We start from the raw sequence: 24,401 nt of genomic DNA on the forward strand, positions 1-24,401 counted from the left end.
TCATGGCCTGACGTTTGTCAGTTCACTGCCGCAAGACGAAACGGTGGGCGTGCACTTGGCGCCCAAACAAACTTAGAGAACGTGGAGACACCCATGCAAACCGACACAACTCGCGAGAATCCGCAGGCCACCGCGCCGCAGACAGGTGCGACCCAGCAGGACCTGTCCGCCACCGCGCCGGGTCAGCTGCGTGTGATCAAGCGTAACGGCACTGTCGTTGCGTACACCGATGACAAGATCACCGTCGCCATCACCAAGGCCTTTCTCGCAGTTGAAGGCGGCACCGCTGCCGCTTCGTCGCGTATCCACGACACCGTTGCGCGCCTGACCGAACAGGTCTCCGCGACCTTCAAGCGCCGCATGCCGTCGGGCGGCACCATCCACATCGAAGAAATCCAGGATCAGGTCGAACTGGCGCTGATGCGTGCCGGCGAGCAGAAAGTTGCCCGCGACTACGTGATCTACCGCAACGAGCGCTCCAAGGAGCGTGCCGGTCGCACCGCTGGCGAAACTCCCGTGCAGGCGCACCCGTCGATTCGCATCACCGCCAAAGACGGCAGCCTCGCGCCGCTGGACATGGGCCGCCTGAACACCATCGTCACCGAAGCGTGCGAAGGCCTGGCCGAGGTCGATGCCGACCTGATCCAGAGCGAAACCCTGAAGAACCTGTACGACGGCGTTGCGCTGACCGACGTCAACACCGCACTGGTGATGACCGCGCGTACCCTGGTCGAGCGTGAGCCGAACTACTCGTTCGTCACCGCGCGCCTGCTGATGGACACCCTGCGTGCCGAAGGCCTGGGTTTCCTCGGTGTCGCCGAAAGCGCCACCCACCACGAAATGGTCGACCTGTACGCCAAGGCGCTGCCGGCTTACGTCGAGAAAGGCATCCAGTTCGAACTGCTGAACCCTGTGCTGGCCGAATTCGACCTGGAAAAACTGGGCAAGGCGATCAACCACGAGCGCGACCAGCAGTTCACCTACCTGGGCCTGCAAACCCTGTACGACCGTTACTTCATCCACAAGGACGGTATCCGTTTCGAACTGCCGCAGATCTTCTTCATGCGTGTGGCCATGGGCCTGGCGATCGAAGAGAAAGCCCGCGAAGACCGCGCCATCGAGTTCTACAACCTGTTGTCGTCCTTCGACTACATGGCCTCGACCCCGACACTGTTCAACGCCGGCACCCTGCGTCCACAGCTGTCGAGCTGCTACCTGACCACCGTTCCGGATGACCTGTCGGGCATTTACCACGCCATCCACGACAACGCCATGCTGTCCAAATTCGCAGGCGGTCTGGGCAACGACTGGACCCCGGTTCGCGCGCTGGGCTCTTACATCAAGGGCACCAACGGCAAATCCCAGGGCGTCGTGCCGTTCCTGAAAGTCGTGAACGACACGGCCGTTGCAGTCAACCAGGGCGGCAAGCGCAAAGGCGCTGTCTGTGCGTACCTGGAAACCTGGCACATGGACATCGAAGAGTTCATCGAGCTGCGCAAGAACACCGGTGATGATCGTCGTCGTACCCACGACATGAACACCGCCAACTGGATCCCTGACCTGTTCATGAAGCGTGTCTTCGACGACGGCAAATGGACCCTGTTCTCGCCGTCCGAAGTCCCTGATCTGCACGACCTCACCGGTAAAGCCTTCGAAGAGCGCTACGAGTACTACGAAGCGCTGACCGAGTACCCGGGCAAGGTCAAGCTGTTCAAGACCATCCAGGCCAAAGACCTGTGGCGCAAAATGCTGTCCATGCTGTTCGAAACCGGCCACCCATGGCTGACGTTCAAGGACCCGTGCAACCTGCGCAGCCCGCAGCAGCACGTCGGCGTGGTTCACAGCTCAAACCTGTGCACCGAGATCACCCTGAACACCAACAAGGACGAGATCGCGGTCTGCAACCTGGGCTCGATCAACCTGCCGAACCACATCGTCGACGGCAAGCTGGACACCGACAAGCTCAAGCGCACCATCGACGTTGCCGTGCGCATGCTCGATAACGTGATCGACATCAACTACTACTCGGTGCCGCAAGCGAAGAACTCCAACTTCCGTCACCGTCCGGTCGGTCTGGGCATCATGGGCTTCCAGGACGCGCTGTACCTGCAGCACATTCCTTACGGTTCCGATGCGGCTGTTGAATTTGCCGACCGCTCGATGGAAGCCGTCAGCTACTACGCGATCCAGGCGTCCTGCGATCTGGCGGACGAGCGCGGTGCCTACGAGACGTTCCAGGGTTCGCTGTGGTCCAAGGGCATCCTGCCGCTGGATTCGCAACAGATCCTGATCGAGCAACGTGGCCAGAAGTACATCGACGTCGACCTGAACGAAAGCCTGGACTGGGCGCCTGTGCGTGCTCGCGTTCAGAAAGGCATTCGTAACTCGAACATCATGGCCATCGCGCCGACCGCGACCATCGCCAACATCACCGGCGTGTCGCAGTCGATCGAACCGACCTACCAGAACCTGTACGTGAAATCGAACCTCTCGGGCGAATTCACCGTGATCAACCCCTACCTGGTTCGCGACCTGAAAGCCCGCGACCTGTGGGACTCGGTCATGATCAACGACCTGAAGTACTACGACGGTTCGGTGCAGCAGATCGAGCGCATCCCGCAGGAGTTGAAAGACCTCTACGCGACCGCCTTCGAAGTGGACACCAAGTGGATCGTTGACGCGGCCAGCCGTCGTCAGAAGTGGATCGACCAGGCGCAGTCGCTGAACCTGTACATCGCTGGCGCCTCGGGCAAGAAGCTGGACGTGACCTACCGCATGGCCTGGTACCGTGGTCTGAAAACCACTTACTACCTCCGTGCCCTGGCCGCGACCAGCACCGAGAAGTCGACCATCAACACCGGCAAGCTGAACGCCGTTTCCAGCGGTGGCCACGGCCCGGACGACTCGGCGATCACTGCCCCGCGTCCAGCCGAAGCCGCACCGGCCGGTCCAGCGCCAGTGCCAAAAGCCTGCGCGATCGACGAGCCGGACTGCGAAGCCTGCCAGTAAGCAACGCGTCAAGCGTCACCTTCGGGTGACGCCCTGATTGAAGGCTCCGCGTCCCCTAGGGCGCGGGGGCTTCTTGCGTTACACTCCCCTCATCCCCAGCCAGGAGAATGCCCATGCCAGCTGCCTCGCTAGAATCCAAAAAAGCCTACTGCGCCAAAACGCGCCGCTCCAACTACGCCGCCAGCCTGCGTCTGGAAGGTTTCGAGAGCTCGCCCGCCGACTCCGAACGCCGCCTGCCCTCCCGGGAAGAGCTGCTCAACAGCTACCGCAAAAAACAGGCCTGATGGTCGACAAATACGGCGTCGGACAAGACCCTTACTGTCCGCCCGGCAGCACCGTGCTGCGCAACCGTCTCGACCTCACCGACGCAAAAACCCTGGCCCAAGCCGAGCGCGACCTGTCCGAAGTCGCCGCCGAATTCATCGACTTCTCCCCTCCTCCCTACGACCTGCCCTACCTGCAAGCCATCCACCGCCAGCTGTTCGCCGATCTTTACGATTGGGCGGGCGAACTGCGCACCGTCGATATCTCCAAAGATCAAACCCACTTCTGCGTGACCCACCGCATCGAGCCTGAGGCCAACAAGCTGTTCAAAGTGTTGGCCGACGCGAACTGGTTTCAGGAGCTGGATCGGGGGAGTTTGATTACGGCGAGTGCTGAACTGTTTGGGGATCTGAACGTGATTCATCCGTTTCGTGAAGGGAATGGGCGGGCTCAGCGGATTCTGTTCGAGCACATCATTGTGAATGCAGGGTTCGAGATCAGTTGGTGGCCGGTGGAGGCGGAGGAATGGATACGGGCGAATGTGGATGCGGTGGGGTGTGATTACGAGGGGATGGTGCGGGTGTTTGAGCGGTGTGTTGGGGGGGCGATAGAGCGCGAAGCGCCGACGCCAGCCGAAGCCTGATCACCGTCCGTTCGTCGATTATGCCTCTCGACACAGCTGCCCGCCGCTACAGCGAAATACGCATATTTTCCAAAGCAGGCAGTGGCTGCGGACAGCAGGGAAATTGACTTACGTCACGATGCCCAGATTTTGAACAGTCTGTGCGATTGCCGGCAAACCGAAGACACTATATGCTGCGTTTCGAAATGTAAAAAACACTACATAAGCGATTTGCGATAGGTTTTGCATCGTTTCCGGCGAACCAAAAAGACCAGGCAAAACCCTAAAAAGTAAAGCGATTTCACACATGCTTAATCCACTCACGGATGAACAAGTGTTGGGCGATATCTGTATAATCCCGCGCTCGTTCCAGGGTAAGACAATGGCGATTTGCATCAGCAAACACGGCTCACCTGGACACAACCTCAGATACACCTGCCGCGCGCTGACCCGTCGCGACTACAGCGGCAATACCAACGAGCGACCGGCGGCCTGACCGACTGGTAGCCACAAGACCCCAAGCGTAACCAAGACATTCGTTGCCAGTGTTCTCAACGCGACGTTGGCATCTCATACTTTAAAATTCCACCGATCGTTTCGGCGATCACCAAGCAGGAGCCTCATCACAATGCTGAGCTGGGACGAATTCGACAAAGAAGACGCCGCTGAACCCGCCAAAGGCGCCAACGCCGGCCACGCTTCCGAAGCCGCGATGGACAAACTCGACAGCGCCGGTGGTGCTGCTGCGCTTGAAGCCCGCGCCGTCAGCGCAAACGACTCCGACGCCATTGCCCGCGCCAAAGCGGCGCTGGACAAGCTGGACGTTGCTGAAGGTCTTGCCGAACTCGAAGGCTCCGCCGCCCGCGTCGCGGTCGACGAAAAACGCATGATCAACTGCCGCGCCGACCTCAACCAGCTTGTGCCTTTCAAGTACGACTGGGCCTGGCAGAAGTATCTGGACGGCTGCGCCAACCACTGGATGCCGCAAGAAGTCAACATGACCACGGACATCGCCCTCTGGAAAGACCCGGAAGGCCTGACCGACGACGAGCGCCGCATCGTCCTGCGCAACCTGGGCTTCTTCTCCACCGCCGACTCCCTGGTTGCCAACAACCTCGTGCTGGCCGTGTATCGCCTCATCACCAACCCTGAATGCCGCCAGTACATCCTGCGCCAGGCCTTCGAGGAAGCGATCCACACCCACGCCTACCAGTACTGCATCGAATCGCTGGGCATGGACGAAGGCGAGATCTTCAACATGTACCACGAGATCCCGTCGGTCGCCAAAAAGGCAGCCTGGGGCCTGAAGTACACCCGTTCGATCTCCGATCCGAAGTTCGAAACCGGCACCGTCGAAACCGACAAAGAACTGCTGCGCAACCTGATCGCCTACTACTGCGTCCTGGAAGGTATCTTCTTCTACTGCGGCTTCACCCAGATCCTCTCCATGGGTCGCCGCAACAAAATGACCGGCGTCGCAGAACAGTTCCAGTACATCCTGCGTGACGAGTCCATGCACCTGAACTTCGGCATCGACGTGATCAACCAGATCAAAATCGAAAACCCACACCTGTGGGATGCCGAAATGAAGGAAGAAGCAACCCAGATGATCCTGCAAGGGACCCAACTGGAAATCGAATACGCCCGCGACACCATGCCCCGCGGCGTACTCGGCATGAACGCAGCGATGATGGAGGACTACCTCAAGTTCATCGCGAACCGTCGTTTGAGCCAGATTGGGTTGAAGGAAGAGTATCCAGGGACGACCAACCCGTTCCCATGGATGAGCGAGATCATGGACTTGAAGAAAGAGAAGAACTTCTTTGAGACGCGGGTTATTGAGTATCAGACGGGTGGGGCTTTGAGCTGGGATTGATTTGATCTCGACTCAGTGAGCTGCACACGAAAGGGCTGCCAGAAATGGTGGCCCTTTTTATTGCGCTGCTGACTGCCTGATCGTTCCCACGCTCCGCGTGGGAATGCAGCCCTCGACGCTCCGCGTCCATCGCGCCGGAGCTAACTAACCAATCTGAAGCACCCAGCAACACCAACCCGGTTCTACCAACCGCTCGCCTCCACTAGCCTCCAACGCTCCGCCCCCATTTCAGGTTAAAGGATGAATCCATGGGCCGAAGCCGCTACACGATTACTGAAATCGACAAACCTCACTTCCTGACCTGCACAATCGTTGAATGGCTACCGCTCTTCACCCGCCCGGCCTTGGTCGATATCGTGCTCAACACGTGGCGCTTTCAACAAGCGAATCAAGGTCTACAGCTCTATGGGTATGTCGTTTTAGAAAATCACCTTCACTATCTCGCTCAGTCTCCAGACCTCGCAAAATCCGTGGCTGGCTTCAAGTCCTACACGGCGCGAAACATCATCGACTACCTCCAACTCGCGCATGCTGAAAGCACTCTTCAGCGACTTCGATTCGCTAAGCGCGCGCATAAGGTCGACCGTGTTTATCAGGTCTGGCAGGAAGGCGTTCATGCGGAAATGGTCTACAGCGAGAGTGTCATGCAGCAAAAGCTCGACTACATACATCAGAACCCGGTGAAGCGAGGGTATGTGGACTTGGGGGAGCAATGGCGATATTCGAGTGCGCGGGATTACCAAGGGGAGAAAGGGCTGATCGACGTGCAGCGTTGGTACTGATGGACGCGGAGCGTCCCGGGCTGCATTACCACGCGGAGCGTGGGAACGATCATGTTCACACTCGCTGGTAATTCCAGATGGTGTAAACCAGTTGTAACAAGACCCTTCATTGCCGCAACATTCCTTTCCTACAAAGGGCATGGAAAAGGACTACGTTGTGGCAAGAAAAAAACCGGCTGCGGTCTCCACCGGCGTCTATGCCTCGGAGCTTCTCCAAGAGGGGCACGTCTACACGCGAAATGACTTGCGAGACCTCTTCTCCATAACTGCCTCTAGTATCAACAACGGGATCTTTAAGCCTTCAGCGTTCGATTCAGTTTGGCTTTTCGTCACCGAGCAAAAAACGGCAGACCGTACTCAATATGATGATCTTCTTACTGGCGACATACTGCACATGGAAGGGCAGACGCAGGGAGGCACCGACCATCTTTTGGAAGAGCACGTCGAACGAGGGCTAGAACTACTCCTTTTTTATCGCAAGAATAAATTCGAGCACCCGGGTGCCGGCTTCACTTATAAAGGCAAATTTCTTTACCAAAGCCGGTCAGGGTCACTCCCTACGAGCTTCACCCTCATTCAAGCGAGCAGCCCAACGCTGACCAGCTCGTTTATCGAAGCGAAGTTACAAACGGCAGGCGAATTCAACCCTAAAAACATCGTCGATGCCCGTACGAAAGTGCTTGCATCCATAGTTCGTCGCAAAGGACAGAGTAAATTTCGATCAACTTTGCTCAGAGCTTACAACTACAGATGCGCAGTGACGGGGTGCGAAATAGAGGCCCTGCTGGAAGCTGCTCATATCGTCCCTTATCAGGGAGCTGACACGAACGTCGTCAGCAATGGCCTGCTACTCCGCGCTGACATTCACACCCTATTTGATCTTGGCTTGTGTTGGGTAGATCCGACCAAGCTGGTCGTCAAGCTAGCCGAAGGTTTAGAGGGCAGCGAGTACGAGGCATTGCGAGATCAGCCGATCAGTCTTCCTGAAGACGTATTCGACCGGCCCAATGCGGATGCGCTAAGGTGGCATTTCAACGCTCTAAAATCATATTGAGCGGGGTTTCAGGAAGTGACAAACAGCATTGAGAACATCCAGCTCAAGCTGCATTAACTAGCAATTCAACCCTTCATCCGCTGCCGATACTCCTGAACCATGCCCTTTGTTACATCTTCTTTGAAGCACAAAGGCGCATACCCTCCTGCACGGTTATAGGCGCTGCGTTTGCCGCAGCGGCTGCCGTTGCTAGCCGAGTTATAAGGGCATGGACAATTTTTGGGATAGGAAGAGATTGAGTCCTCAATGAGGATCTGCGCTATCGCGTCATCGGTGAGTCGGATTTCTTTGGCGGAGACGGTAAAAGCGGAGAGGAGCGCGAGCGCTGCAATGAAGCTGAGTCCTACATTTCTCATGGCCATTCCTTAGCTGTACGGACGAAGATTCCGTGCAGCCTTGTACCATGACATCATTGAGCCATCACAATGAGTTTTCTCTATGGATTTTCTGACTTTTCCGTAAACCGTTTACGGTAAGTTTCATAGACGACTTGCTTCATTCCGGTAGCCTCCTCCTGGGTGCATTTGCGAAACGCGAAGGGTGTGTGTGGAGCGCTCCAGATGTGAGGGATAGGCAAAAGGACCTAAGCCCTATTGCAACGAATCAACTCGCCGATACGCTGACATCTGCCACGCCGCATCGCGAGCAAGCTCACTCCTACAGGTTCAGCAGCGCTCACCAAACTTCCACCACAACGGACTCAAGAAAAGACCACGGATATGGCCAAGAAAACCTCCAATCTAGAAGCCCTCATTTTTCTCGCCAGCAAGCTCCCTTGGTGGATCAGTGCTGTTCTCGCCGTGGCGTCGGCAATGTGGCTGCACTCGGTGGCCATTGCTCCGCTCCCTACAAACCTAGATCCGCGCCATTTCGACAAGATGGTTTCCGCGTCGGCCTTTCGGGGCATGGCCACTTTCGGGCAATTCTTTGTTCCCCTGATACTCACCGCCGGCGCCATCGCCTCAATCATCGGCCGCCGCAAACGCCGCGACCTCCTCGAATCCGCCGCCACCACCAAAGGCAACCCTCTGCTGAGCATCACCTGGCACGAGTTCGAATTGCTGGTGGGCGAAGCCCTACGCCGACGTGGCTACTCAGTACGAGAAACAGGCAAAAATGGCCCTGACGGCGGCATTGATCTGATCGCACGCAAGGATGGCGAGACGTACGTGGTGCAGTGCAAGCAATGGCGATCAGTGCAGGTCGGTGTGCCGGTGGTGCGGGAGTTGTATGGCGCGATGGCGGCTGAAGGCGCTGTCGGCGGTTTCGTGGTCACCAGCGGGACGTTCACCAAACCGGCGAGGGATTTTGCGGCGGGGCGCAATGTGCAACTGGTCGATGGATCGGTGTTGAAGCAGTGGATCGCCGAGGCGAAGAAGCCTGGTCCAGGGCCAACCGTCGAGGTGGTGGCTGAGCGTGTCGAGCCAGCAATCGTTGAGCCGGAGGTGGTGGTTACTCCAAGTCCCGCTCCAGCTCCGGTTCAAGCGCCAACTCCAACAGCGACGCAACCCGCCACACGAGAAGCCGAGCCTGAACCTGCTGCGCCCCTCTGCCCGCACTGCCGCAAAACCATGGTGATACGTGTCGCGAGAACCGGCGCCAACGCCGGCGGGAATTTCTGGGGCTGTGTGGCTTATCCAAAATGCCGTGGCATCCGGCCGATTTTCGCGCCGATGACGGTGAAGTAAAAACCGCAGAATAGGACGTCAGCCCAAGCCTGACGTCTTGCCCACAAAGTTTACGCCCACAGCCAACTCATCAACAACCAGCGCACCGCAGTACCGCCGCACCAACAAGAGACCAACGAATAACCCCGCCTGGCATACCCAAAAAGTTCCCGCCCCGCCCCCTCCCCGCACATAACAATTTCGCTAACAAATAGTTACCCGGGTTTCATTTGCCCCCGCCGCCCATCGTTCCTAAAGTGGCTTCACCCCATCGAACCCGCCCAGCGCGGGAACGATGGAAACCCACACCCAAGCCGGAGAACGTCAAACGCCTGATCAGCTTTTAGCATTTTGTTTCTGTCGTTTCGCTACGTCGTTGCTCCCGACGTGGTGCCTCCAAGCTCCAAACTTCAGCCGCTCCCCAGCGGCTTTTTTTTTGCTCAGCATTTGCTGAATCCGACCTGCCATCTGCGCCGTATCAGCGACCGGGCGCGCATCAAGCCGACCGCAAGCGCCAACGTGCAAAACATCACTCAGCAATCGCGCCACATCCACCATATCCAGCGCGTTCATCCCCTGCCGCGTGATGAACTGCGTCCCCAACCGCAGCGCCTGATGCCCGGCGCGGGAAGGATCGACGCACGTCCCGATAAGAATCCCCTGCGCCTCCAACGCGTGCATCACAGCGCGCGGATCAGCATCAAGTGACAGCGGCAGTAAGAGTTGATGGGTATGCACCTCGCCGTCATTCGCCCCTATGACAGGCAACCCGGTATCGACCAGCGCGCGATGCAGCGCCGCGCTGTTGCCGACAATACTGGCGGCATATTCGCGGCCACCGGCCTGGGCGTCGATGAGGGTGACCGCAAGAGAGGGCAGCCGGCCGGCGTCGTAGTTGGCGAGCATCCGGGTGTCGAGCAACTCGCGAAGGGCCATCGCGTCTTCGGGGTCGCGGCCCAGCACCAATCCTTGCGGTCGACCGGGCAGGGTTTTGTAGGTGGAGCTGCTGATGAGGTCGACGCCGGCGTCAAACGGATTGGGGTACGTGCCGCCAGCGATCAGGCCCAGCACGTGGGAGGCGTCGAACAGTGTTTTGGCGCCGACCGCGCGGGCGGCGCTGACCACCGGGGCGATGTCGTCGGCCTTGATCATGACGCTGCGTCCGAGCACCACGAGACTGGGCCGAGTTTGGATGATCATTTCCGCCGCGCGCTCGGCGTCGAGCTGGCAGTTGCTGCGGTCGAACGGCAGGTCTTCAACCACCAGATCTGCCAATTCTGCAGTGCCGCCACGGCGTTGGCTCAGATGCCCGCCGTGCTCGGCAGCGGGTGCCAGCACTTTGTCGCCCGGTCGGCAGTAGGCGTGGAAGATGGCCAGGTTGGCCAGGGTGCAGCTGGCCAGGCGGACTTCGGCCCATGCCGCGCCGAACAGGGTCATGGCGGCCTGACGGGTGAAGGTTTCAAGCTCGCTGACCAGCTCGGTGTCGGGCTGTTCTTTGTGACCGGTCGGGCCCATCGCCGGGTAGGCGCTGAGCGCGGGGGTGTAGGCGGCCATGGCGCGGGCGCTGGGGAGGTTGGCGCCGGCGTAGAGCATCAGGCGCTGGGTTTCCAGTTGCGGCAACCGGTCGGCACAAGCGGCCAGCAAGGCATCGAGATCACGGGGCATGGTCGGCAGCTCCCTTAATGGCTAATCAACAATCAGTCAACGGCGAATGGAGTCCGGGTGCTCGGATTCATCCCTGACCAGCAGCATCAGGGCGTCGCGTTTTTCCAGCAGGTGATGGCGCAGGATGCTGCTCAAGCGCTTGCCGTCCCGGGCTTGCAGGGCCTCGATCATTTCTTCGTGATCGTGCAACGCGCGGTCCCATTTCGGGGCCTGGTGGTTGGAGAGAAAGCGTAAGGCGTGGATGCGCCGGTTCAGCGACAGGTAGACCTGACGCAGCGCGGAGTTGCGCGCGGCCAGGTTGATCAGGTCGTGGATGGCGCGGTTGCGCTGGTAGTAACCCGGCAGGTCGTTCTGGTTTTTGCTGACCACCATGGCGTAGTGCAGCGCCTTGATGTCTTCGATTTCCTGGGCGGTGATGCGCTCACAGGCCAGCTCCCCGGCGAAGGCTTCGATGCCACTCATCAGTTCGAAGGTTTCGCGAATCTCCAGCTCCGACATGCGGGCGACGCTGGCGCCCCGGTTCGGGTTGATTTCGATCAGCCCTTCCACGGCCAGCACTTTCAGCGCTTCGCGCAACGGCGTGCGGGAGATGCCGAGGGTTTCACACAGCTCGCGCTCGTTGAGCTTGGTGCCTGGGGCAAGCACGCCTTCGGTGATAAAGCCGCGCAGGTGATCGATGACGATGTCGTGCAGGCGCTGGCGTTCGACTTTAGGCATTGGCCGGGCGTCGGGCTGTGCGCTCATTTTTTCAGTATTTTGCATTCAATACATCCTTCCTGGACCCGCTCTGGCACCGAGTCCTTATTCGAAAATGCTCCAGTTCGCTGGAAAGATTAGCGCAGTTAGGCCGTTTGACACAGCATCGCCCTGTGCTAGGTTAATTTTGAATTCAAAATACAAAATTATAAAAAGACAAGGAGACACCGATGCTGAAGCTCGATTTCCACCCCGCCGGTCGCCACTTCCTTCAGATTCCGGGGCCTAGCCCGGTGCCGGATCGCATCCTTCGCGCGATGAGTTACCCAACCATTGACCACCGCGGCCCGGAGTTCGGCGCGCTGGGGCTCAAGGTGCTGGAAGGCATCAAGAAGATTTTCAAGACCGTGCATCCGGTGGTGATTTATCCCGCGTCGGGCACCGGTGCCTGGGAAGCGGCGCTGTGCAACACCCTGAGCTCGGGCGACGAAGTGTTGATGTTCGAGACCGGCCACTTCGCGACGCTGTGGCAGAAGATGGCGCTGAGCCTCGGCCTCAAACCGCAGTTCATCGGTCGGCCCGGCATTGAGGGCTGGCGCGGTGGCGTCGATGCGCAAATGATCCAAGACCACCTGCGCGCTGACGGCGGGCATCGCATCAAGGCGGTCTGCGTCGTGCACAACGAGACCAGCACCGGCGTGACTTCGGATATCGCTTCCGTGCGCAAGGCCATTGATGCCGCGGGCCACCCTGCCCTGCTGCTGGTCGACACCATCTCCGGCCTGGCGTCCGCCGACTATCGTCATGACGAGTGGGGCGTGGACGTGACGATTTCCGGCTCGCAGAAGGGGCTGATGTTGCCACCCGGCATCAGCTTCAACGCCCTCTCGCCCAAAGCCATCGAGGCCAGCAAGCGCGCCGGTCTGCCGCGCAGTTTCTGGGCGTGGGACGAGATCATCGAGATGAACAAGACTGGTTACTGGCCGTACACGCCGAACACCAACTTGTTGTACGGATTATCGGAAGCGCTGGACATGATCCTCGGCGAAGGCCTGGACAACGTGTTCATCCGTCACAACCGTCTGGCAAAAGCCTGCCGCACCGCCGTAACCGCCTGGGGCCTGGAAATCCAGTGCGCCGACCCGAGCGTTTACAGCCCCGTGCTCACCGGCGTGATGACGCCTGAAGGCATCGACGCCGACCAGGTGCGCAAGACCATCTATGAGCGTTTCGACATGTCCCTGGGCACCGGCCTGGGCAAGATGAAAGGCCGCATGTTCCGCATTGGCCACTTGGGCGACTGCAACGACCTGATGCTGATGGCAACCCTCACCGGCTGCGAAATGGGCCTGCAGATGGCCGGCGTAAAACTTCAGTCCAGTGGCGTTCTGGCGGCCATGGATTACCTGGGAGCGCAATCGGTGCCGCTGCGACGCGACTAACGCGCCGCTCCGTCTCCACCCCGCTCCGCCCGGCTGCGGCACCCCCGCAGCTTTTTCCGACACACCTCACTATCCCAAATCATCGCGTTGTCAGCGAACACAATAAGAAACTGGAGATAGCACATGAAGTTTTTACGTCTGCGCCCCACCACGGTGGTGCTGTTCATGCTGTGCGCCATGTATTTCATTACGTACCTGGACCGCGTCAATGTCAGCACCGCCGCGGTCGGTTTCGGTAAAGAATTCAATCTGAGCAAAACCGAGATCGGCATCGTCTTCTCGGCCTTCGCGTACCCCTACCTGATCTTCCAAATCATCGGCGGCTGGGTCAGCGACCGCTTCGGCGCCAAGCGAACGCTGGTGGTGTGCGGACTGATCTGGGCCAGCGCTACGGTGCTGACCGGGCTGGCCGGCGGCTTCGTCTCGCTGATCGTCGCGCGGATACTCCTCGGCCTCGGTGAAGGCGCCACCTTCCCGGCTGCAACAGCCGCAATGTCCCGCTGGATCCCCAAGGAAAAACGCGGCTTTGCCCAAGGCATCACCCACGCCTTCGCCCGTCTCGGTAATGCATTGGCGCCGGCAGCGATGATCGCGGTGATGGCCACGTATGGCTGGCGCGAATCGTTTTACGTCTGCGCGGCCACCAGCTTCGTCTGGGTCATCTTGTGGATGGCGGTGTTCACCGAGCATCCGAAAGACCACCCGCGCATCTCCAAGCAGGAACTGGACACCCTGCCGCCGCCGAAAGTGAAATCCAGCGTCGTGCTGCCATGGGGTCGCCTGTTCAAGCGTATGGCCCCAGTCACCATCGTTTACTTCTGCTACGGCTGGACGCTGTGGCTGCTGCTCAGCTGGGTGCCGATGTACTTCATGAACATGGGCCTGGATTTGAAAGGCACCGCGATTTTCGCGTCAACGGTGTTCTTCGGCGGCGTGGTTGGCGACACCTTGGGCGGCATCGTCAGCGACCGCATTTATACGCGGACCAAGGACCTGAACAAGGCGCGCAGCCTGATGGTCGCCGTGTGCCTTGGCCTGACGCTGCTGTCGCTGGTGCCATTGATGTTCACCAAGGACATGCACATTTCCCTGGCCTGTCTGGCGATCGGTTTTTTCTTCTCCGAAATGACGATCGGCCCGATGTGGGCGATTCCGATGGACATCGCGCCGGACCACTGCGGTACCGCGAGCGGCATGATGAACACCGGATCGGCCATGGCCGCCATCGTCAGCCCGGTGGCCGCCGGTCTGTTGATCGACAAGTTTGGCAACTGGCAGCTGCCGTTTCTGGTCAGCATTGTTCTACTGGCGATTGGCGTCGTGCTGTCGTTCCGCATGAAGCCGCAGAACCGGTTTGAATATGGGCAGCCGGCCGCGCCTCTGACACCGAGTGCGGAACCGGCGCCGGTGGTCAGTAAATAAAGCCACAACGGAAGCCGCCTTCGGGCGGCGATCTGATCCATGAAGCTTCAGCCCGGCACGCTGCAATCGAACCCCTTCACCGGAGAACCCTTTTGGACACTGACACCCAACCTTCGCGCCTGGCGCAGCTGATCGTCGATGCGCAGAACAAGCGCAGCCTGTTAGGCGAGCTGGAATTCGACCTGAACCCGACAGACCGCAACGCGGCGTACCTCACGCAACAGAAAATCCTGCGCTTGCGTGGCGTTGAAGCGGGCGGCTGGAAGATTGGTTCGAAGTCCACGGACGGGCCGATTCAGGGCTCGCCCCTGCCCCGCGACTGCCTGTTCCCGTCGACCGGCACACTGGACCGCAGCGTCTATCCGCCAGTGGGTCTGGAGCTGGAGATCGCCTTCCGCTTCAACCGCACCTTCAGCCCTCGGGATGAGGCGTACAGCGACGAGGAGGTCATGGCCGGCATTGGCGAGATGGCAGCGTCCATCGAGGTGGTCTCCAGCCGGTTCGCGGCGTGGCCGAAGATCGAGCCACTGACGCAACTCGCCGATCTGCTTAACCACGGCGCCTTGGTGGTGGGTGATTTCGTACCCTACGACGCGTCCTTTCCCTTCGTTGAACCGACGCTTTCATTCACGCTGAATGGCGAGAGCGTTGTGCCGTCGAAGGTCGCCAATCCTGCGGGCGACCCGCGCCGGTTGTTGCCGTGGCTGGTCAACCATCACACCCTGAACGGTCTGCCGTTGCCCGAGGATTTCGTCGTCACCACGGGTTCTTATACCGGCATGCATTTCGCCCAGGGCATGGCTGAGGTGCTGGGACAGATCGACGGGTTGCCACCGGTTTCATTGACGCTGGCCTGACGCTTTACCTCGCTGCCATAAAAAACCCGCCGAGCTGGCGGGTTCTTTTTGCTGTGAAGCTTTTAGTCAGGGCGGCGGGCATACGACCGGTAAACCGGCTGCCAGAAGTCCTTCTCGATGGCCGCTGACAATTCATCTTCCGATTGCGGCGGCGCCACACTGTCGCGCTGGGCCGCCATGCCGACGGCGAACGCGATGCGTTTGCTGACCGCTTGAACATCCCGCAACGGCGGCAGCATCTGCCCTGTCGCTGCGCATTCAGCCAGTGCCTGGGCCGACGCCATCAGCATGCCGTCGGTGACGCGGGTCGCCTTGCTCGCGATGGCGCCGAGGCCAATGCCGGGGAAGATGTAGGAGTTGTTGCACTGCGCGATAGGAAAGGTTTTGCCCAGCACCTCAATAGGCAGAAACGGGCTGCCCGTCGCCACCAGCGCCTGCCCGTCGGTCCATTGCAGAATGTCCTTGGGGTGCGCTTCGATCTGCGAGGTGGGGTTGGACAGCGGCATGATGATCGGCTGCGGGCAGTGGCTGTGCATCGTCTCGATGATCTGCTGGGTGAACAGTCCGGCCTTGCCCGACACGCCAATCAGCACCGTGGGTTTGGCGTTGCTGACCACCTCAAGCAGCGAGGGCCAGTCGGCGCTGAAATCCCAGTCGCTGAGTGAATCACTGGAGTGGGCCAGTCGCTGTTGGAAGTCGTAGAGGTCCGGCTGGCGATCGGTCAGCAGGCCTTTGCTGTTGAGCAGAAAGACCTGACTGCGGGCCTGGGCTTCGGACAAGCCTTCGAGCTGCATGGCGGCGATGATCTGCTCGGCGATCCCACAACCCGCTGACCCGGCGCCGACGAAGGCGACAGTCTGATCAGACAAGCGCTGGCCCTTCATCTTGCAGGCGGCCAGCAAGGTGCCGACGGTGACGGCGGCGGTGCCCTGAATGTCATCGTTGAAGCAGCAGAGTTGATCGCGAAAGCGCGCGAGCAACGGCATGGCATTGGTCAGCGCGAAGTCTTCGAACTGCAGAATGGCTTCCGGCCAACGACGCTGGACGCCTTCGACGAATGCCTGCACGAACGCGTCATATTCGGCGCCGCGAACACGCTCCTGGCCACGGCCGAAATACAGGGGATCCGCCAGCAGCGCCGGGTTGTTGGTGCCGACGTCGAGCACCACCGGCAGCGTGTAGGCCGGGCTGATGCCGCCGCACGCCGTGTACAGCGACAACTTGCCGATAGGGATGCCCATGCCGCCGACGCCCTGATCGCCGAGGCCGAGAATGCGCTCGCAATCACTGACGACGATGACTTTGACGTTGTCTTTGGTGACGTTGTTGAGGATCTCGTCGATGCGGTCCTTGTCGGCGATGCTGATGAACAAGCCGCGATGGCTGCGGTAGATGCGGGAAAATTCCTGGCAGACCTTGCCGACGGTGGGGGTGTAGATGATCGGCAGCATCTCGTCGAGGTGGTCGTCGACGACGCGGTAGAAGAGTGTTTCGTTGGAATCCTGGATCGAGCGCAGGAGGATGTGTTTGTCCAGATCGGTCGCGCAGGCCTGGTATTGGTGGTAGGCGCGGCTCGCCTGTTGCTCGATGGTTTCGACGCGTTCGGGGAGCAAACCCTGCAGGGCCAGCGCTTCACGCTCGTCGAGGCTGAACGCGGTGCCTTTGTTGAGAAGTGGGGTGCCCAACAACGTGGGACCGGCGAAAGGGACTTGCAAGGTGCGATCAGCGGCATGGGTCATGTCTGTCTCCTGTGCTTATTGTATTTTGAATTCAATGTACACCTTTGGCCTGGAAAGCCAATGCACGAATGGAAATCTGCGGTGCTTGAACTGGCGTCTTCCCGGCTGAAGCCGGTCCCACTAAACACCGCGTACACCCATTGAATTGGCTCATGCCGCACACCCTGTGGGACCGGCTTTAGCCGGGAAGGCGTCAGGCGTCACGCTGCACATCTTGTGTTGTACATCCCGGCCTCGTCCCGGCTGAAGCCGGTCCTACGTAGATACCCGTTCGCCCCATCGGACCGGCATTAACGATTGCCGCTGACACCCTTACCCTCACGACTATCAACCTGCCATCACCCTCAGGCAAAATGCCGGACCTATGTAGGAATCATCCCCAGGAGTGGTCGGAATGCGCTTGTTCAGTTTAAGAATCCTGCTGGTCTGCACCGCGTTGGCTTCATGCCTGGGCATGGTCGGCGCGCAGGCCGCGACCAAAGCCAAACCCGCGCCGAAACCTTCTGGGCAAAAAGTCGCGATGCTCGGCGGCAAATTTGCCTTCACCCTGCCGAAGGACTACGTCAAAGGCCCCATGGAAGAAATCGATGCCAAGGCCAGGGCTGCAGGCGTCACCGGCTCGCTCTACATGAACAAGCCAGCCAAGCGCGTGGTCATCATCACCGAAGCGCCGCTGCCCAATGACCAGAAGGTCGGCGCCAACGACAAGCCAACCCTCGACGGCATCATCGCCGACACGCTGCAACAGCAGCAGTCCAGCTACAAGGACTTCAAGAAGCTGGGCGAGAAGAAAATCGTACGAAAAGGCCTCGGCATGCGTCAGCTGGATATCTCAGGGAGCGTAGACGGCGGTCGGGTGCTGAGCACGACGATTACCGCGGCCTACGGCAAACGCACGGCGATGGTGAACGTGATCTCCCTGGCGAAGGATGCCAAGGCCCACGCCGAGGTGGTCAAGGGTGTGACCGGCGGGAAGTGAGAGTTGCTGCTTTTGCGGCAGCGGTTGCAGCCGAAAAAGCAGCGATGTCAGATCATCAATCTGATCACGTGGGCCTGATCATTCCGGCAACGTCAGTTTGGTCCCGCCCGGATGCGCCTTGATCACGCTGTAAGGCACGGTCGACCATTCGGGACTTTCACACGCGCGCATGACGCGAGCGAAAGAGGGGCCGAACACGATGCCTTTTTCAGTGAAATACCACGACGGAAACTCCCAGACCGACGGGTCTGTGTAGTCGCAGTCGTCTTCGGTAGCAGGCTTCACCATGTCTGCAGGGTGCGCCGCTTTTAACTGCTCAACGAGCCAGGGGGCGAAGGCTTTGCCGCGGTAGTCCGAATACGTGTCGAAACTGACACCACCTTCTTCATCACGTTCGTAATGAAACGGCGCGCCTTTGCCGACCCACACCACGTCTTCCAGCGTCAACTCTTTCCCCGTGCTGGCATCCAGATTCAGCGGCGAGTCGCCGAAGTCCGGGTGCGCGCCGCCGCAATCATAATCGGTGAAGACGCTTAGGCTCACGATGCCAGGCGTCAGCAAGCGCGGCGTGACCGTCTGCGCAAAATCACCACCGTTGCGACTGGCATTGAGCATGCACTGGTTGTAGCTGACAACCTCCTGCCACAAGCGCGAGCGCAGCTGCTGATTGATACGTGCGGCCCGCTCCGGCGCGTAACCCGACGTGATTTCAAACATCGAGACGCCCGACTCCGGCTCCACCCACCATTGCAGCCCGTGGCCCATGAACGTGGCTTTTTTGTCTGCCTTGAGCGGCAGGTGTGTGAGCCGCAGGTAGTCATAGGTCGACTGTTTGTAAATGTCCTGCCAACCCGGTTCGGCGGAAGCATCCGGTGCGGTGACGGCGCGCTCGGCCAGTTGCACCTTGTAGGACTTGCCCTTGCTGCTCCAATCCCCGGTCCAGGTCGCGTCCGGATTTTTATGAAGGACCAGCTTCGGCAACTTGGCTTCGTCGTCGTAGCTCAGGCCCTCGGTCAGCATCAGGTCATTGCCCTTCGAGGTGCCGGAAAGCGGCAGGTCCTTGTGGTACTTCTCGTAGAAATAGCGGCCCGTCACGTCTTCAGCGCTGGTGAGATCCAGCTCGACGACGATGGGCGATTTACCCAAGGTGCCTGTCAGCACATGGACCGCATTCTCGGCGTGCAGGGTAAATGGCGCGATCAGCGCGGCGAGGCAGGTGATACGCAAAACGGAGAGAGAAACAGGCATCAGACGTCCCTTGTGATGATGCTAACGAGTCGGGCCAGTAATCTCCTGAATCGCGGAGCGTCTGGCAAGGGCCAGCCGTGATTTCCTCGAAGCGTGACAGCGCGGTTACCGCCTGCCCTCCGCCGCCATCCGCACCGCAAACCCGAACAACACCGTGCCCATCAGCCAACGCTGCACGGTCGCCCAACCGGGCTTCTGGGTCAGAAAAACGGCGATGGAGCCCGCCGCCATGGCGACCGTCGCATTCACACTCAGGCTCACCAGAATCTGCGCGCTGCCCAAGATCAGCGACTGGCTGAGCACGCTGGTGCCGTTGTCGACGGTGATGAACTGCGGCAGCAGCGACAGGTAAAGCACGCCACTTTGGGGTTGAACAGGTTGGTCATCAGGCCCATCAGGAACAGCTGTCGGTTACTGTCCTGAGGCAAATCCCTCACTTGAAACGGCGAGCGACCGCCCGGTTTCACAGCCTGCCAGGCGAGGTAAAGCAAATACACGACACCCGCCATGCGCAGTGTGTCGTAGGCATACGGGACCGCCATGACCAGGCCGGTGATGCCAAAGGCCGCGCAGAGCATGTAGAAGATAAAGCCGACTGCCACGCCGCCGAGGGAGATCAGCCCCGCCTTGCGCCCTTGTGAGATGGATCGCGAAATGACGTAAATCATGTTCGGCCCTGGCGTCAGCACCATACCGAGGGCTATCAGGGAAAAAGCGATGAGGTTCGAGAGTTCGGGCATCGTGGGCTCCTGCCGGCGTGACGGAATATGCATCCGGACCGCGCCGAATTGCCGCCCCATTTCAGCCAACCTTTGTAGAACGGTCTATACACAGATGCCCGGAAAACACGCCATGACAGACGACACCCAACGCTGAGCCAAACGACACATGCATCACAGCACCCTGTGGCGACAGCCGGCGTGAATTATTTGCTCAATAGTGGCAAAGGGCTCTTCCCAGCGTCCCGTTGGCGAGGGACACTCGGAGTCGTTGGTCGTGACCGATGTGGCAGTCGGGATGCAGCGTCACAACCCGGTGAAGCGCTATGAACACTTCGGTCCCAAAAGGTCTCTCCTTCGCCAGACGCATGTACCTGCCGCGCAGTATCGGTCTGGGTATTGGGTTCTTCGCTGTGGCTGCAGCGCTGTACCCTTCCCATCCGCCGGCCTGGGTGTGGATCGCCATGATCGCCCACGGTTACGGCTGGCCGCACCTGGCTTACCTGCTCGCCAAGCGTTCACGTCACCCGTACGCCGCCGAACGCCGCAACATGATTTATGACTCGCTGGGCGGCGGCTTCTGGGCGGGGGCGATGGGGATCAGTCCGCTGCCCACCGTGACGGTGCTGTCAATGATGGCGATGAACAACATCGCGTCCGGTGGTTTGCGTCTGTTTGTATTGGGTTCGCTGGCGCAGGTAGCAGGCGCACTGGTGGCGTACAAGATATTCCTGCCGGCGTTGTTTCCGCATGTTACTCAGCTGCAAGTCTTCGCCTGCCTGCCCATGCTGGTGATCTACCCGATGGCCATCGGGCTGGTCTGTTATCGCGTGGCCGTGCAGCTGTCCAGAAGCAAGAAAGCGCTGGAAAAGCTCAGCACCACCGACAGCCTCACAGGCCTCATGAACCACGGCGCGTGGAAGGATCGACTGGCGCTGGAGTTCGATAAATGCCAGACGCTCAATCGCCAGCACAGCGTGGCACTGATCGACATCGACCACTTCAAGACCATCAACGACACCTACGGCCATATCACCGGCGACAACGTGCTCAAGCAACTGAGCAACGCGCTGTCCGCCAGCCTGCGGCAGACCGATCTGGCCGGCCGTTACGGCGGCGACGAGTTCTGCGTCATCCTGCCCGACACCACCCTGACCCAGGCGATCGAGATACTCGAACGCCTGCGCCGCACGGTCCATGAGCACGCCCACTCGGCCCTGCCCGATCTCAAGCTGAGCCTGAGTATCGGCGTCGCGGCGTACGGCGCGCACCAGACCGACGCCGGCATGTGGCTCCACGAAGCCGACATGGCGCTGTACGACGCAAAAAGCGCCGGGCGCAATCGGGTCACGCCAGCGCAGCCGTCCAGCAAAGCGGCTGCGCGCGAGGGTGCTGCGCTGGGTGAGTCAGCGACGTAATTGAGGTCCGAAAGATTCGCTATTCACTGCAGGCCATGGCATCGGTAGGTGCCTTAACCTGCTTGAGCAGCTCAAGCGGTGTCATGAGTGACAGCAAATTGTGCAGGCTGTCGCCCAATATCAGCGGCCCATACAGCCCTTCTTCCCGATCCAGATGCGTTTGCTGCACGTCGCGGTAGGCCTCGGGGTAGATGCTTTTTTCGATCGGCAGCAAGCGGTCGTAATGTTCGAGCAAGCCGCGAAAGACGATGCGCCGCTCGGTGACGCCGCGGGTGGTGGCGATGAGTTTGATGAAGAAATCCGAGTCGCTCTGACGCATGGCTTCGTACGCGGCGTATCGCTCCGCCAAGGTGTATGCGTCGGTCTCGTTGAACACCACGCAGCACAGGTCCTGACGCGAGCGTGAGCCGAACGGGTTGTTCACCGCGCGCCGGCGATTGCTCTGCGCCAGCGCGAAGGCCACCGCCCGTTCGGCCTCGTTCATACGCTCTGCGCTGCCAAGGCTGGAGAGATCATCCAGCGCAGGAGCCTGACGCCCCAGTCGCTCGACCTCTGCGCTGAAGGTGGCAAACACGCCGTGGGGCCCGAGCCATTGCTTGTGCAGCTCACTCAACTGGTCTCTGGACAGCCGGCTTTGCTCATCGACCAATTGTTGAAACGCGGTTGAGGCGTCGACATTAAAGTCTGCATCGATGCACGGTTGCTTCAAGGGCTCAGAGGTTGCGATTTGAAGGGTCATCGATTCCATCCTTATTATTGGTTGTTATTTTGGGTGCGCCATGCCGAGCACTTTTATTTAAAAAATCAAAGCACTGGCAGCGAAGTAGTTACGCAGAAAACCGCGCTTCGCGAAATAAACTTCACCGTAGCAAATCACGCCGCCGACAGTTTGGAAGTTTGGTTATCAAATTGGGTTAATTATGCACTTACCGTTCAACGGAACAATCCGTCAGATGTAGGGGTGGGAGCAGTTTTTTCTTTCGAGACGCCGTGATGTGCAGCGCAATGAGCTGTGCGCGGTTCTTCACCTCGTTCTTTCGCAGCAACGCTGAAACGTGGTCGCGGGCCGTGTAATCACTGATCCCCAGCCGCTGCGCGATGTCCTTGTTGGTATGCCCCTGCAGCAATAGAAGCAGGACTTCCTGCTCTCGGGGAGTGGCTTTATTCAACCGTTTGCGCTTGCGTTCTTCTTCCAACATTGGCCCTCAACCGTCTCCGCGACTTGCCGGCCATGGCATTACATCTGCCAGGGCCGTGACATTGTTTTTATTGATATTCAGGTTTTTAACGCTTTAATCATTTACACGGTCAAGCCCGGTTAATAACCGAACAATAACAAGTAAATTTTCCTACAGATATTTGCGAAGCATCCCTACTTAAACACGCAGACAAGGTATTCGAACACGCCCCAAGTGCAGGCCGTGTGGATATATAAAAGCGGGTCAGTTGTATAGACGGGGACAATAAACGCTGCAAATGATAATTACAATCATCTGTTACAAATCAGCGGGTCAATCTGAGTTGTAATGGCACGGATTTGAAATCCGCACCATCGAGTCTACACGGGCGCCATTGCGACGCCCTCGCCCTTTCAGTTTCCAGCCTGCGCCACCCGCGGATCATCGACCTGCATGCCCTTGCGCAGGCCGAAGAACATGGCCGTCACCAGACCGACCGCGCCCATGATCACGCAATAGCCCACGCACACCCACGGACTCCACGGCATCAAGGCGATCAGCGCCAGCGGCGTGGTGCTTGCCCACAGCGCGTAGCTGATGTTGTAGGTCAGCGAGATGCCGGAGACGCGAATGTTCGCCGGGAACAGTCCGACCATGACCGAAGGCACGACGCCGACAATGCCGCAGGCCAGACCGGCCACTGCGTAGGCGAGACTCAACGGCAGCCAGTGACTGACCAGACTGGCATAGAGCACGCCAACACCAACTGGCAGCAACAGGCTGTACAGCACCACGCCGCGCCAGGCGCCGATGCGATCAACCAGCATGCCGGCCAGCACGCAGCCGATGTTGAGGAAGACGATGCCGACGCTGCTCAGGGCGAAGGTATCGCTCGGGCTCATGCCGAAGCGCTGCTGCATCACCGTAGGCGTGATGACCACCAAGGTGACAACAGCGGACGTCAGCACGCAGGTCAGCAACGCTGCCGGCAGCAGAGATTGCCGGTGCTGGCGTAGGACGGCGCGCAGCGGCAATTCAGTCATGCCTTCACGCTGAGCGTGCATCGCCATGAACACCGGCGTTTCGCTGAGCCAGCGTCGCAGCCACACGCCGATCACGCCGAAGACGCCGCCCAGCAGAAACGGAATGCGCCAGGCGTAATCGAGGATTTCCGCGTGGCTGAACACTTTCGCCAGCCAGGTCGCCGTCAGCGCCCCGATCAGGTAACCGAAAGTCAGACCAGCTTGCAGAACACCCAGCGCATAACCGCGATGGCCCTTCGGTGCGTGCTCGGCGACGAACACCCAGGCACTTGGCACTTCGCCGCCGACGGCCGCACCCTGAAGGATGCGCAGCGCCAACAGAATCAACGGTGCCCAGTAGCCGATTTCAGCGTAGGTCGGCATCACGCCGATCAGCAGACAGGGCAGCGCCATCATCAGAATGCTGAGGCTGAACACGCGCTTGCGACCCAGTTTGTCGGCGAAGTGCGCCATCAGAATGCCGCCCAGCGGGCGCGCCAGGTAGCCGGTGACGAAGATGCCAAAGCTTTGCAGCAGGCGCAGCCACTCGGGCATTTCCGGCGGGAAGAACAGCTGACTGAGCGTCAGGGCAAAAAACACGAAGATGATGAAATCGTAGATTTCCAGCGCCCCGCCCAGTGCCGCCAGGCCAAGGGTTTTGTAGTCTCCCCGGCTGATGGGTTGTGGGCGCGGTCGAAGAATGGCTGTCATGAAAGACCCCAAATCACAGGTTGAAACGCAC

The 24,401-nt window shown here is 59.6% G+C and carries 20 protein-coding genes and 1 pseudogene; 12 read left to right on the forward strand and 9 right to left on the reverse strand.

Features of this window, described 5'->3' with window-relative positions; all coding sequences use genetic code 11:
- Positions 1–93 precede the first annotated feature (93 nt).
- From ABEH28_RS17505 to ABEH28_RS17530, 6 genes are all read left to right on the forward strand, one after another.
- Positions 94–3,009: a ribonucleoside-diphosphate reductase subunit alpha gene (locus tag ABEH28_RS17505; protein ID WP_346630666.1), complete on the forward strand. Its 2,916-nt coding sequence runs from the start codon at positions 94–96 to the stop codon at positions 3,007–3,009.
- 113 nt (positions 3,010–3,122) lie between these two features.
- On the forward strand, positions 3,123–3,293 hold the full coding sequence (locus tag ABEH28_RS17510; RefSeq protein ID WP_108120523.1) for a YhfG family protein: 171 nt from the start codon (positions 3,123–3,125) through the stop codon (positions 3,291–3,293).
- The gene (locus ABEH28_RS17515; protein WP_346630667.1) at positions 3,293–3,916 is read left to right on the forward strand and encodes a putative adenosine monophosphate-protein transferase Fic; all 624 of its coding nucleotides are present in this window, start codon (positions 3,293–3,295) and stop codon (positions 3,914–3,916) included. Before ABEH28_RS17510 ends, ABEH28_RS17515 begins: the two co-directional genes overlap by 1 nt.
- A 607-nt stretch (positions 3,917–4,523) precedes the next feature.
- Complete coding sequence (locus tag ABEH28_RS17520) at positions 4,524–5,771, forward strand: ribonucleotide-diphosphate reductase subunit beta (protein ID WP_037012114.1); 1,248 nt, start codon at positions 4,524–4,526, stop codon at positions 5,769–5,771.
- A 248-nt stretch (positions 5,772–6,019) separates the two neighbouring features.
- Positions 6,020–6,553, forward strand: coding sequence for a transposase (locus tag ABEH28_RS17525; RefSeq protein ID WP_192171489.1), 534 nt, complete (start codon positions 6,020–6,022; stop codon positions 6,551–6,553).
- Positions 6,554–6,710: 157 nt separating this feature from the next.
- On the forward strand, positions 6,711–7,607 hold the full coding sequence (locus ABEH28_RS17530; protein WP_346630668.1) for an HNH endonuclease: 897 nt from the start codon (positions 6,711–6,713) through the stop codon (positions 7,605–7,607).
- Between the two features lie 65 nt (positions 7,608–7,672).
- Here ABEH28_RS17530 and ABEH28_RS17535 read toward each other — a convergent pair whose 3' ends face one another.
- Positions 7,673–7,963, reverse strand: a complete 291-nt coding sequence (locus tag ABEH28_RS17535) for a hypothetical protein (protein ID WP_192171491.1) — start codon at positions 7,961–7,963, stop codon at positions 7,673–7,675.
- A gap of 363 nt (positions 7,964–8,326) precedes the next feature.
- Here ABEH28_RS17535 and ABEH28_RS17540 point away from each other — a divergent pair, with 363 nt between their 5' ends.
- On the forward strand, positions 8,327–9,295 hold the full coding sequence (locus ABEH28_RS17540; RefSeq protein WP_346630669.1) for a restriction endonuclease: 969 nt from the start codon (positions 8,327–8,329) through the stop codon (positions 9,293–9,295).
- A 315-nt stretch (positions 9,296–9,610) separates the two neighbouring features.
- Here ABEH28_RS17540 and ABEH28_RS17545 read toward each other — a convergent pair whose 3' ends face one another.
- Together ABEH28_RS17545 and ABEH28_RS17550 are read right to left on the reverse strand one after the other, a co-directional pair.
- Positions 9,611–10,939 carry a glycine hydroxymethyltransferase gene (locus ABEH28_RS17545; RefSeq protein WP_346630670.1) on the reverse strand — a complete coding sequence of 443 codons (1,329 nt, stop codon included), beginning with the start codon at positions 10,937–10,939 and terminating at the stop codon, positions 9,611–9,613.
- A gap of 36 nt (positions 10,940–10,975) precedes the next feature.
- Entirely contained in the window at positions 10,976–11,701 is a 726-nt protein-coding gene (locus tag ABEH28_RS17550; protein ID WP_346630671.1) for a GntR family transcriptional regulator, read from the reverse strand.
- A gap of 164 nt (positions 11,702–11,865) precedes the next feature.
- Between ABEH28_RS17550 and ABEH28_RS17555 the strand changes: the two genes are divergently transcribed.
- The 3 genes from ABEH28_RS17555 (at position 11,866) to ABEH28_RS17565 (ending at position 15,356) form a co-directional block, all read left to right on the forward strand.
- Positions 11,866–13,077 (forward strand): aminotransferase class V-fold PLP-dependent enzyme, encoded by a 1,212-nt coding sequence (locus tag ABEH28_RS17555; RefSeq protein WP_346630672.1) that lies wholly within the window; start codon positions 11,866–11,868, stop codon positions 13,075–13,077.
- Between the two features lie 123 nt (positions 13,078–13,200).
- A complete protein-coding gene (locus tag ABEH28_RS17560) occupies positions 13,201–14,499 on the forward strand; it encodes an MFS transporter (protein ID WP_346630673.1) in 1,299 nt (432 codons plus the stop codon).
- Between the two features lie 92 nt (positions 14,500–14,591).
- Positions 14,592–15,356: a 2-keto-4-pentenoate hydratase gene (locus ABEH28_RS17565; RefSeq protein ID WP_346630674.1), complete on the forward strand. Its 765-nt coding sequence runs from the start codon at positions 14,592–14,594 to the stop codon at positions 15,354–15,356.
- 62 nt (positions 15,357–15,418) lie between these two features.
- Here ABEH28_RS17565 and ABEH28_RS17570 read toward each other — a convergent pair whose 3' ends face one another.
- On the reverse strand, positions 15,419–17,095 hold the full coding sequence (locus ABEH28_RS17570; protein WP_192171498.1) for an NAD-dependent malic enzyme: 1,677 nt from the start codon (positions 17,093–17,095) through the stop codon (positions 15,419–15,421).
- A gap of 394 nt (positions 17,096–17,489) precedes the next feature.
- Here ABEH28_RS17570 and ABEH28_RS17575 point away from each other — a divergent pair, with 394 nt between their 5' ends.
- Complete coding sequence (locus ABEH28_RS17575; protein ID WP_192171499.1) at positions 17,490–18,074, forward strand: polyribonucleotide nucleotidyltransferase; 585 nt, start codon at positions 17,490–17,492, stop codon at positions 18,072–18,074.
- A gap of 78 nt (positions 18,075–18,152) precedes the next feature.
- Here ABEH28_RS17575 and ABEH28_RS17580 read toward each other — a convergent pair whose 3' ends face one another.
- Both ABEH28_RS17580 and ABEH28_RS17585 read right to left on the reverse strand, forming a co-directional pair.
- Positions 18,153–19,322 carry an RsiV family protein gene (locus ABEH28_RS17580; protein ID WP_192171500.1) on the reverse strand — a complete coding sequence of 390 codons (1,170 nt, stop codon included), beginning with the start codon at positions 19,320–19,322 and terminating at the stop codon, positions 18,153–18,155.
- 105 nt (positions 19,323–19,427) lie between these two features.
- Positions 19,428–20,062: pseudogene (locus ABEH28_RS17585) on the reverse strand (LysE family translocator).
- Positions 20,063–20,367: 305 nt separating this feature from the next.
- Here ABEH28_RS17585 and ABEH28_RS17590 point away from each other — a divergent pair.
- Entirely contained in the window at positions 20,368–21,459 is a 1,092-nt protein-coding gene (locus ABEH28_RS17590) for a diguanylate cyclase (RefSeq protein ID WP_192171502.1), read from the forward strand.
- 19 nt (positions 21,460–21,478) lie between these two features.
- Here ABEH28_RS17590 and ABEH28_RS17595 read toward each other — a convergent pair whose 3' ends face one another.
- The 3 genes from ABEH28_RS17595 to ABEH28_RS17605 all read right to left on the reverse strand — a co-directional run bounded on the left by ABEH28_RS17595 (position 21,479) and on the right by ABEH28_RS17605 (position 24,370).
- A complete protein-coding gene (locus ABEH28_RS17595; protein ID WP_346630675.1) occupies positions 21,479–22,198 on the reverse strand; it encodes a hypothetical protein in 720 nt (239 codons plus the stop codon).
- Positions 22,199–22,385: 187 nt separating this feature from the next.
- Positions 22,386–22,658, reverse strand: a complete 273-nt coding sequence (locus ABEH28_RS17600) for a LuxR C-terminal-related transcriptional regulator (RefSeq protein WP_192171504.1) — start codon at positions 22,656–22,658, stop codon at positions 22,386–22,388.
- A 392-nt stretch (positions 22,659–23,050) separates the two neighbouring features.
- Entirely contained in the window at positions 23,051–24,370 is a 1,320-nt protein-coding gene (locus tag ABEH28_RS17605) for an MFS transporter (RefSeq protein WP_346627546.1), read from the reverse strand.
- Between the last annotated feature and the right edge of the window lie 31 nt (positions 24,371–24,401).

This window comes from Pseudomonas sp. Ps21-P2 (assembly GCF_039672565.1).
GTDB lineage: Bacteria > Pseudomonadota > Gammaproteobacteria > Pseudomonadales > Pseudomonadaceae > Aquipseudomonas.

Excerpts from the sequence above, each read along its gene's own strand:
- ABEH28_RS17505 (WP_346630666.1), top strand. The coding sequence starts at position 94 with ATGCAAACCGACACAACTCGCGAGAATCCGCAGGCCACCGCGCCGCAG.
- ABEH28_RS17510 (WP_108120523.1), top strand. The coding sequence starts at position 3,123 with ATGCCAGCTGCCTCGCTAGAATCCAAAAAAGCCTACTGCGCCAAAACG.
- ABEH28_RS17515 (WP_346630667.1), top strand. The coding sequence starts at position 3,293 with ATGGTCGACAAATACGGCGTCGGACAAGACCCTTACTGTCCGCCCGGC.
- ABEH28_RS17520 (WP_037012114.1), top strand. The coding sequence starts at position 4,524 with ATGCTGAGCTGGGACGAATTCGACAAAGAAGACGCCGCTGAACCCGCC.
- ABEH28_RS17525 (WP_192171489.1), top strand. The coding sequence starts at position 6,020 with ATGGGCCGAAGCCGCTACACGATTACTGAAATCGACAAACCTCACTTC.
- ABEH28_RS17535 (WP_192171491.1), bottom strand. The coding sequence starts at position 7,963 with ATGAGAAATGTAGGACTCAGCTTCATTGCAGCGCTCGCGCTCCTCTCC.
- ABEH28_RS17540 (WP_346630669.1), top strand. The coding sequence starts at position 8,327 with ATGGCCAAGAAAACCTCCAATCTAGAAGCCCTCATTTTTCTCGCCAGC.
- ABEH28_RS17545 (WP_346630670.1), bottom strand. The coding sequence starts at position 10,939 with ATGCCCCGTGATCTCGATGCCTTGCTGGCCGCTTGTGCCGACCGGTTG.
- ABEH28_RS17550 (WP_346630671.1), bottom strand. The coding sequence starts at position 11,701 with ATGCAAAATACTGAAAAAATGAGCGCACAGCCCGACGCCCGGCCAATG.
- ABEH28_RS17555 (WP_346630672.1), top strand. The coding sequence starts at position 11,866 with ATGCTGAAGCTCGATTTCCACCCCGCCGGTCGCCACTTCCTTCAGATT.
- ABEH28_RS17560 (WP_346630673.1), top strand. The coding sequence starts at position 13,201 with ATGAAGTTTTTACGTCTGCGCCCCACCACGGTGGTGCTGTTCATGCTG.
- ABEH28_RS17570 (WP_192171498.1), bottom strand. The coding sequence starts at position 17,095 with ATGACCCATGCCGCTGATCGCACCTTGCAAGTCCCTTTCGCCGGTCCC.
- ABEH28_RS17575 (WP_192171499.1), top strand. The coding sequence starts at position 17,490 with ATGCGCTTGTTCAGTTTAAGAATCCTGCTGGTCTGCACCGCGTTGGCT.
- ABEH28_RS17580 (WP_192171500.1), bottom strand. The coding sequence starts at position 19,322 with ATGCCTGTTTCTCTCTCCGTTTTGCGTATCACCTGCCTCGCCGCGCTG.
- ABEH28_RS17590 (WP_192171502.1), top strand. The coding sequence starts at position 20,368 with ATGAACACTTCGGTCCCAAAAGGTCTCTCCTTCGCCAGACGCATGTAC.
- ABEH28_RS17595 (WP_346630675.1), bottom strand. The coding sequence starts at position 22,198 with ATGACCCTTCAAATCGCAACCTCTGAGCCCTTGAAGCAACCGTGCATC.
- ABEH28_RS17600 (WP_192171504.1), bottom strand. The coding sequence starts at position 22,658 with ATGTTGGAAGAAGAACGCAAGCGCAAACGGTTGAATAAAGCCACTCCC.
- ABEH28_RS17605 (WP_346627546.1), bottom strand. The coding sequence starts at position 24,370 with ATGACAGCCATTCTTCGACCGCGCCCACAACCCATCAGCCGGGGAGAC.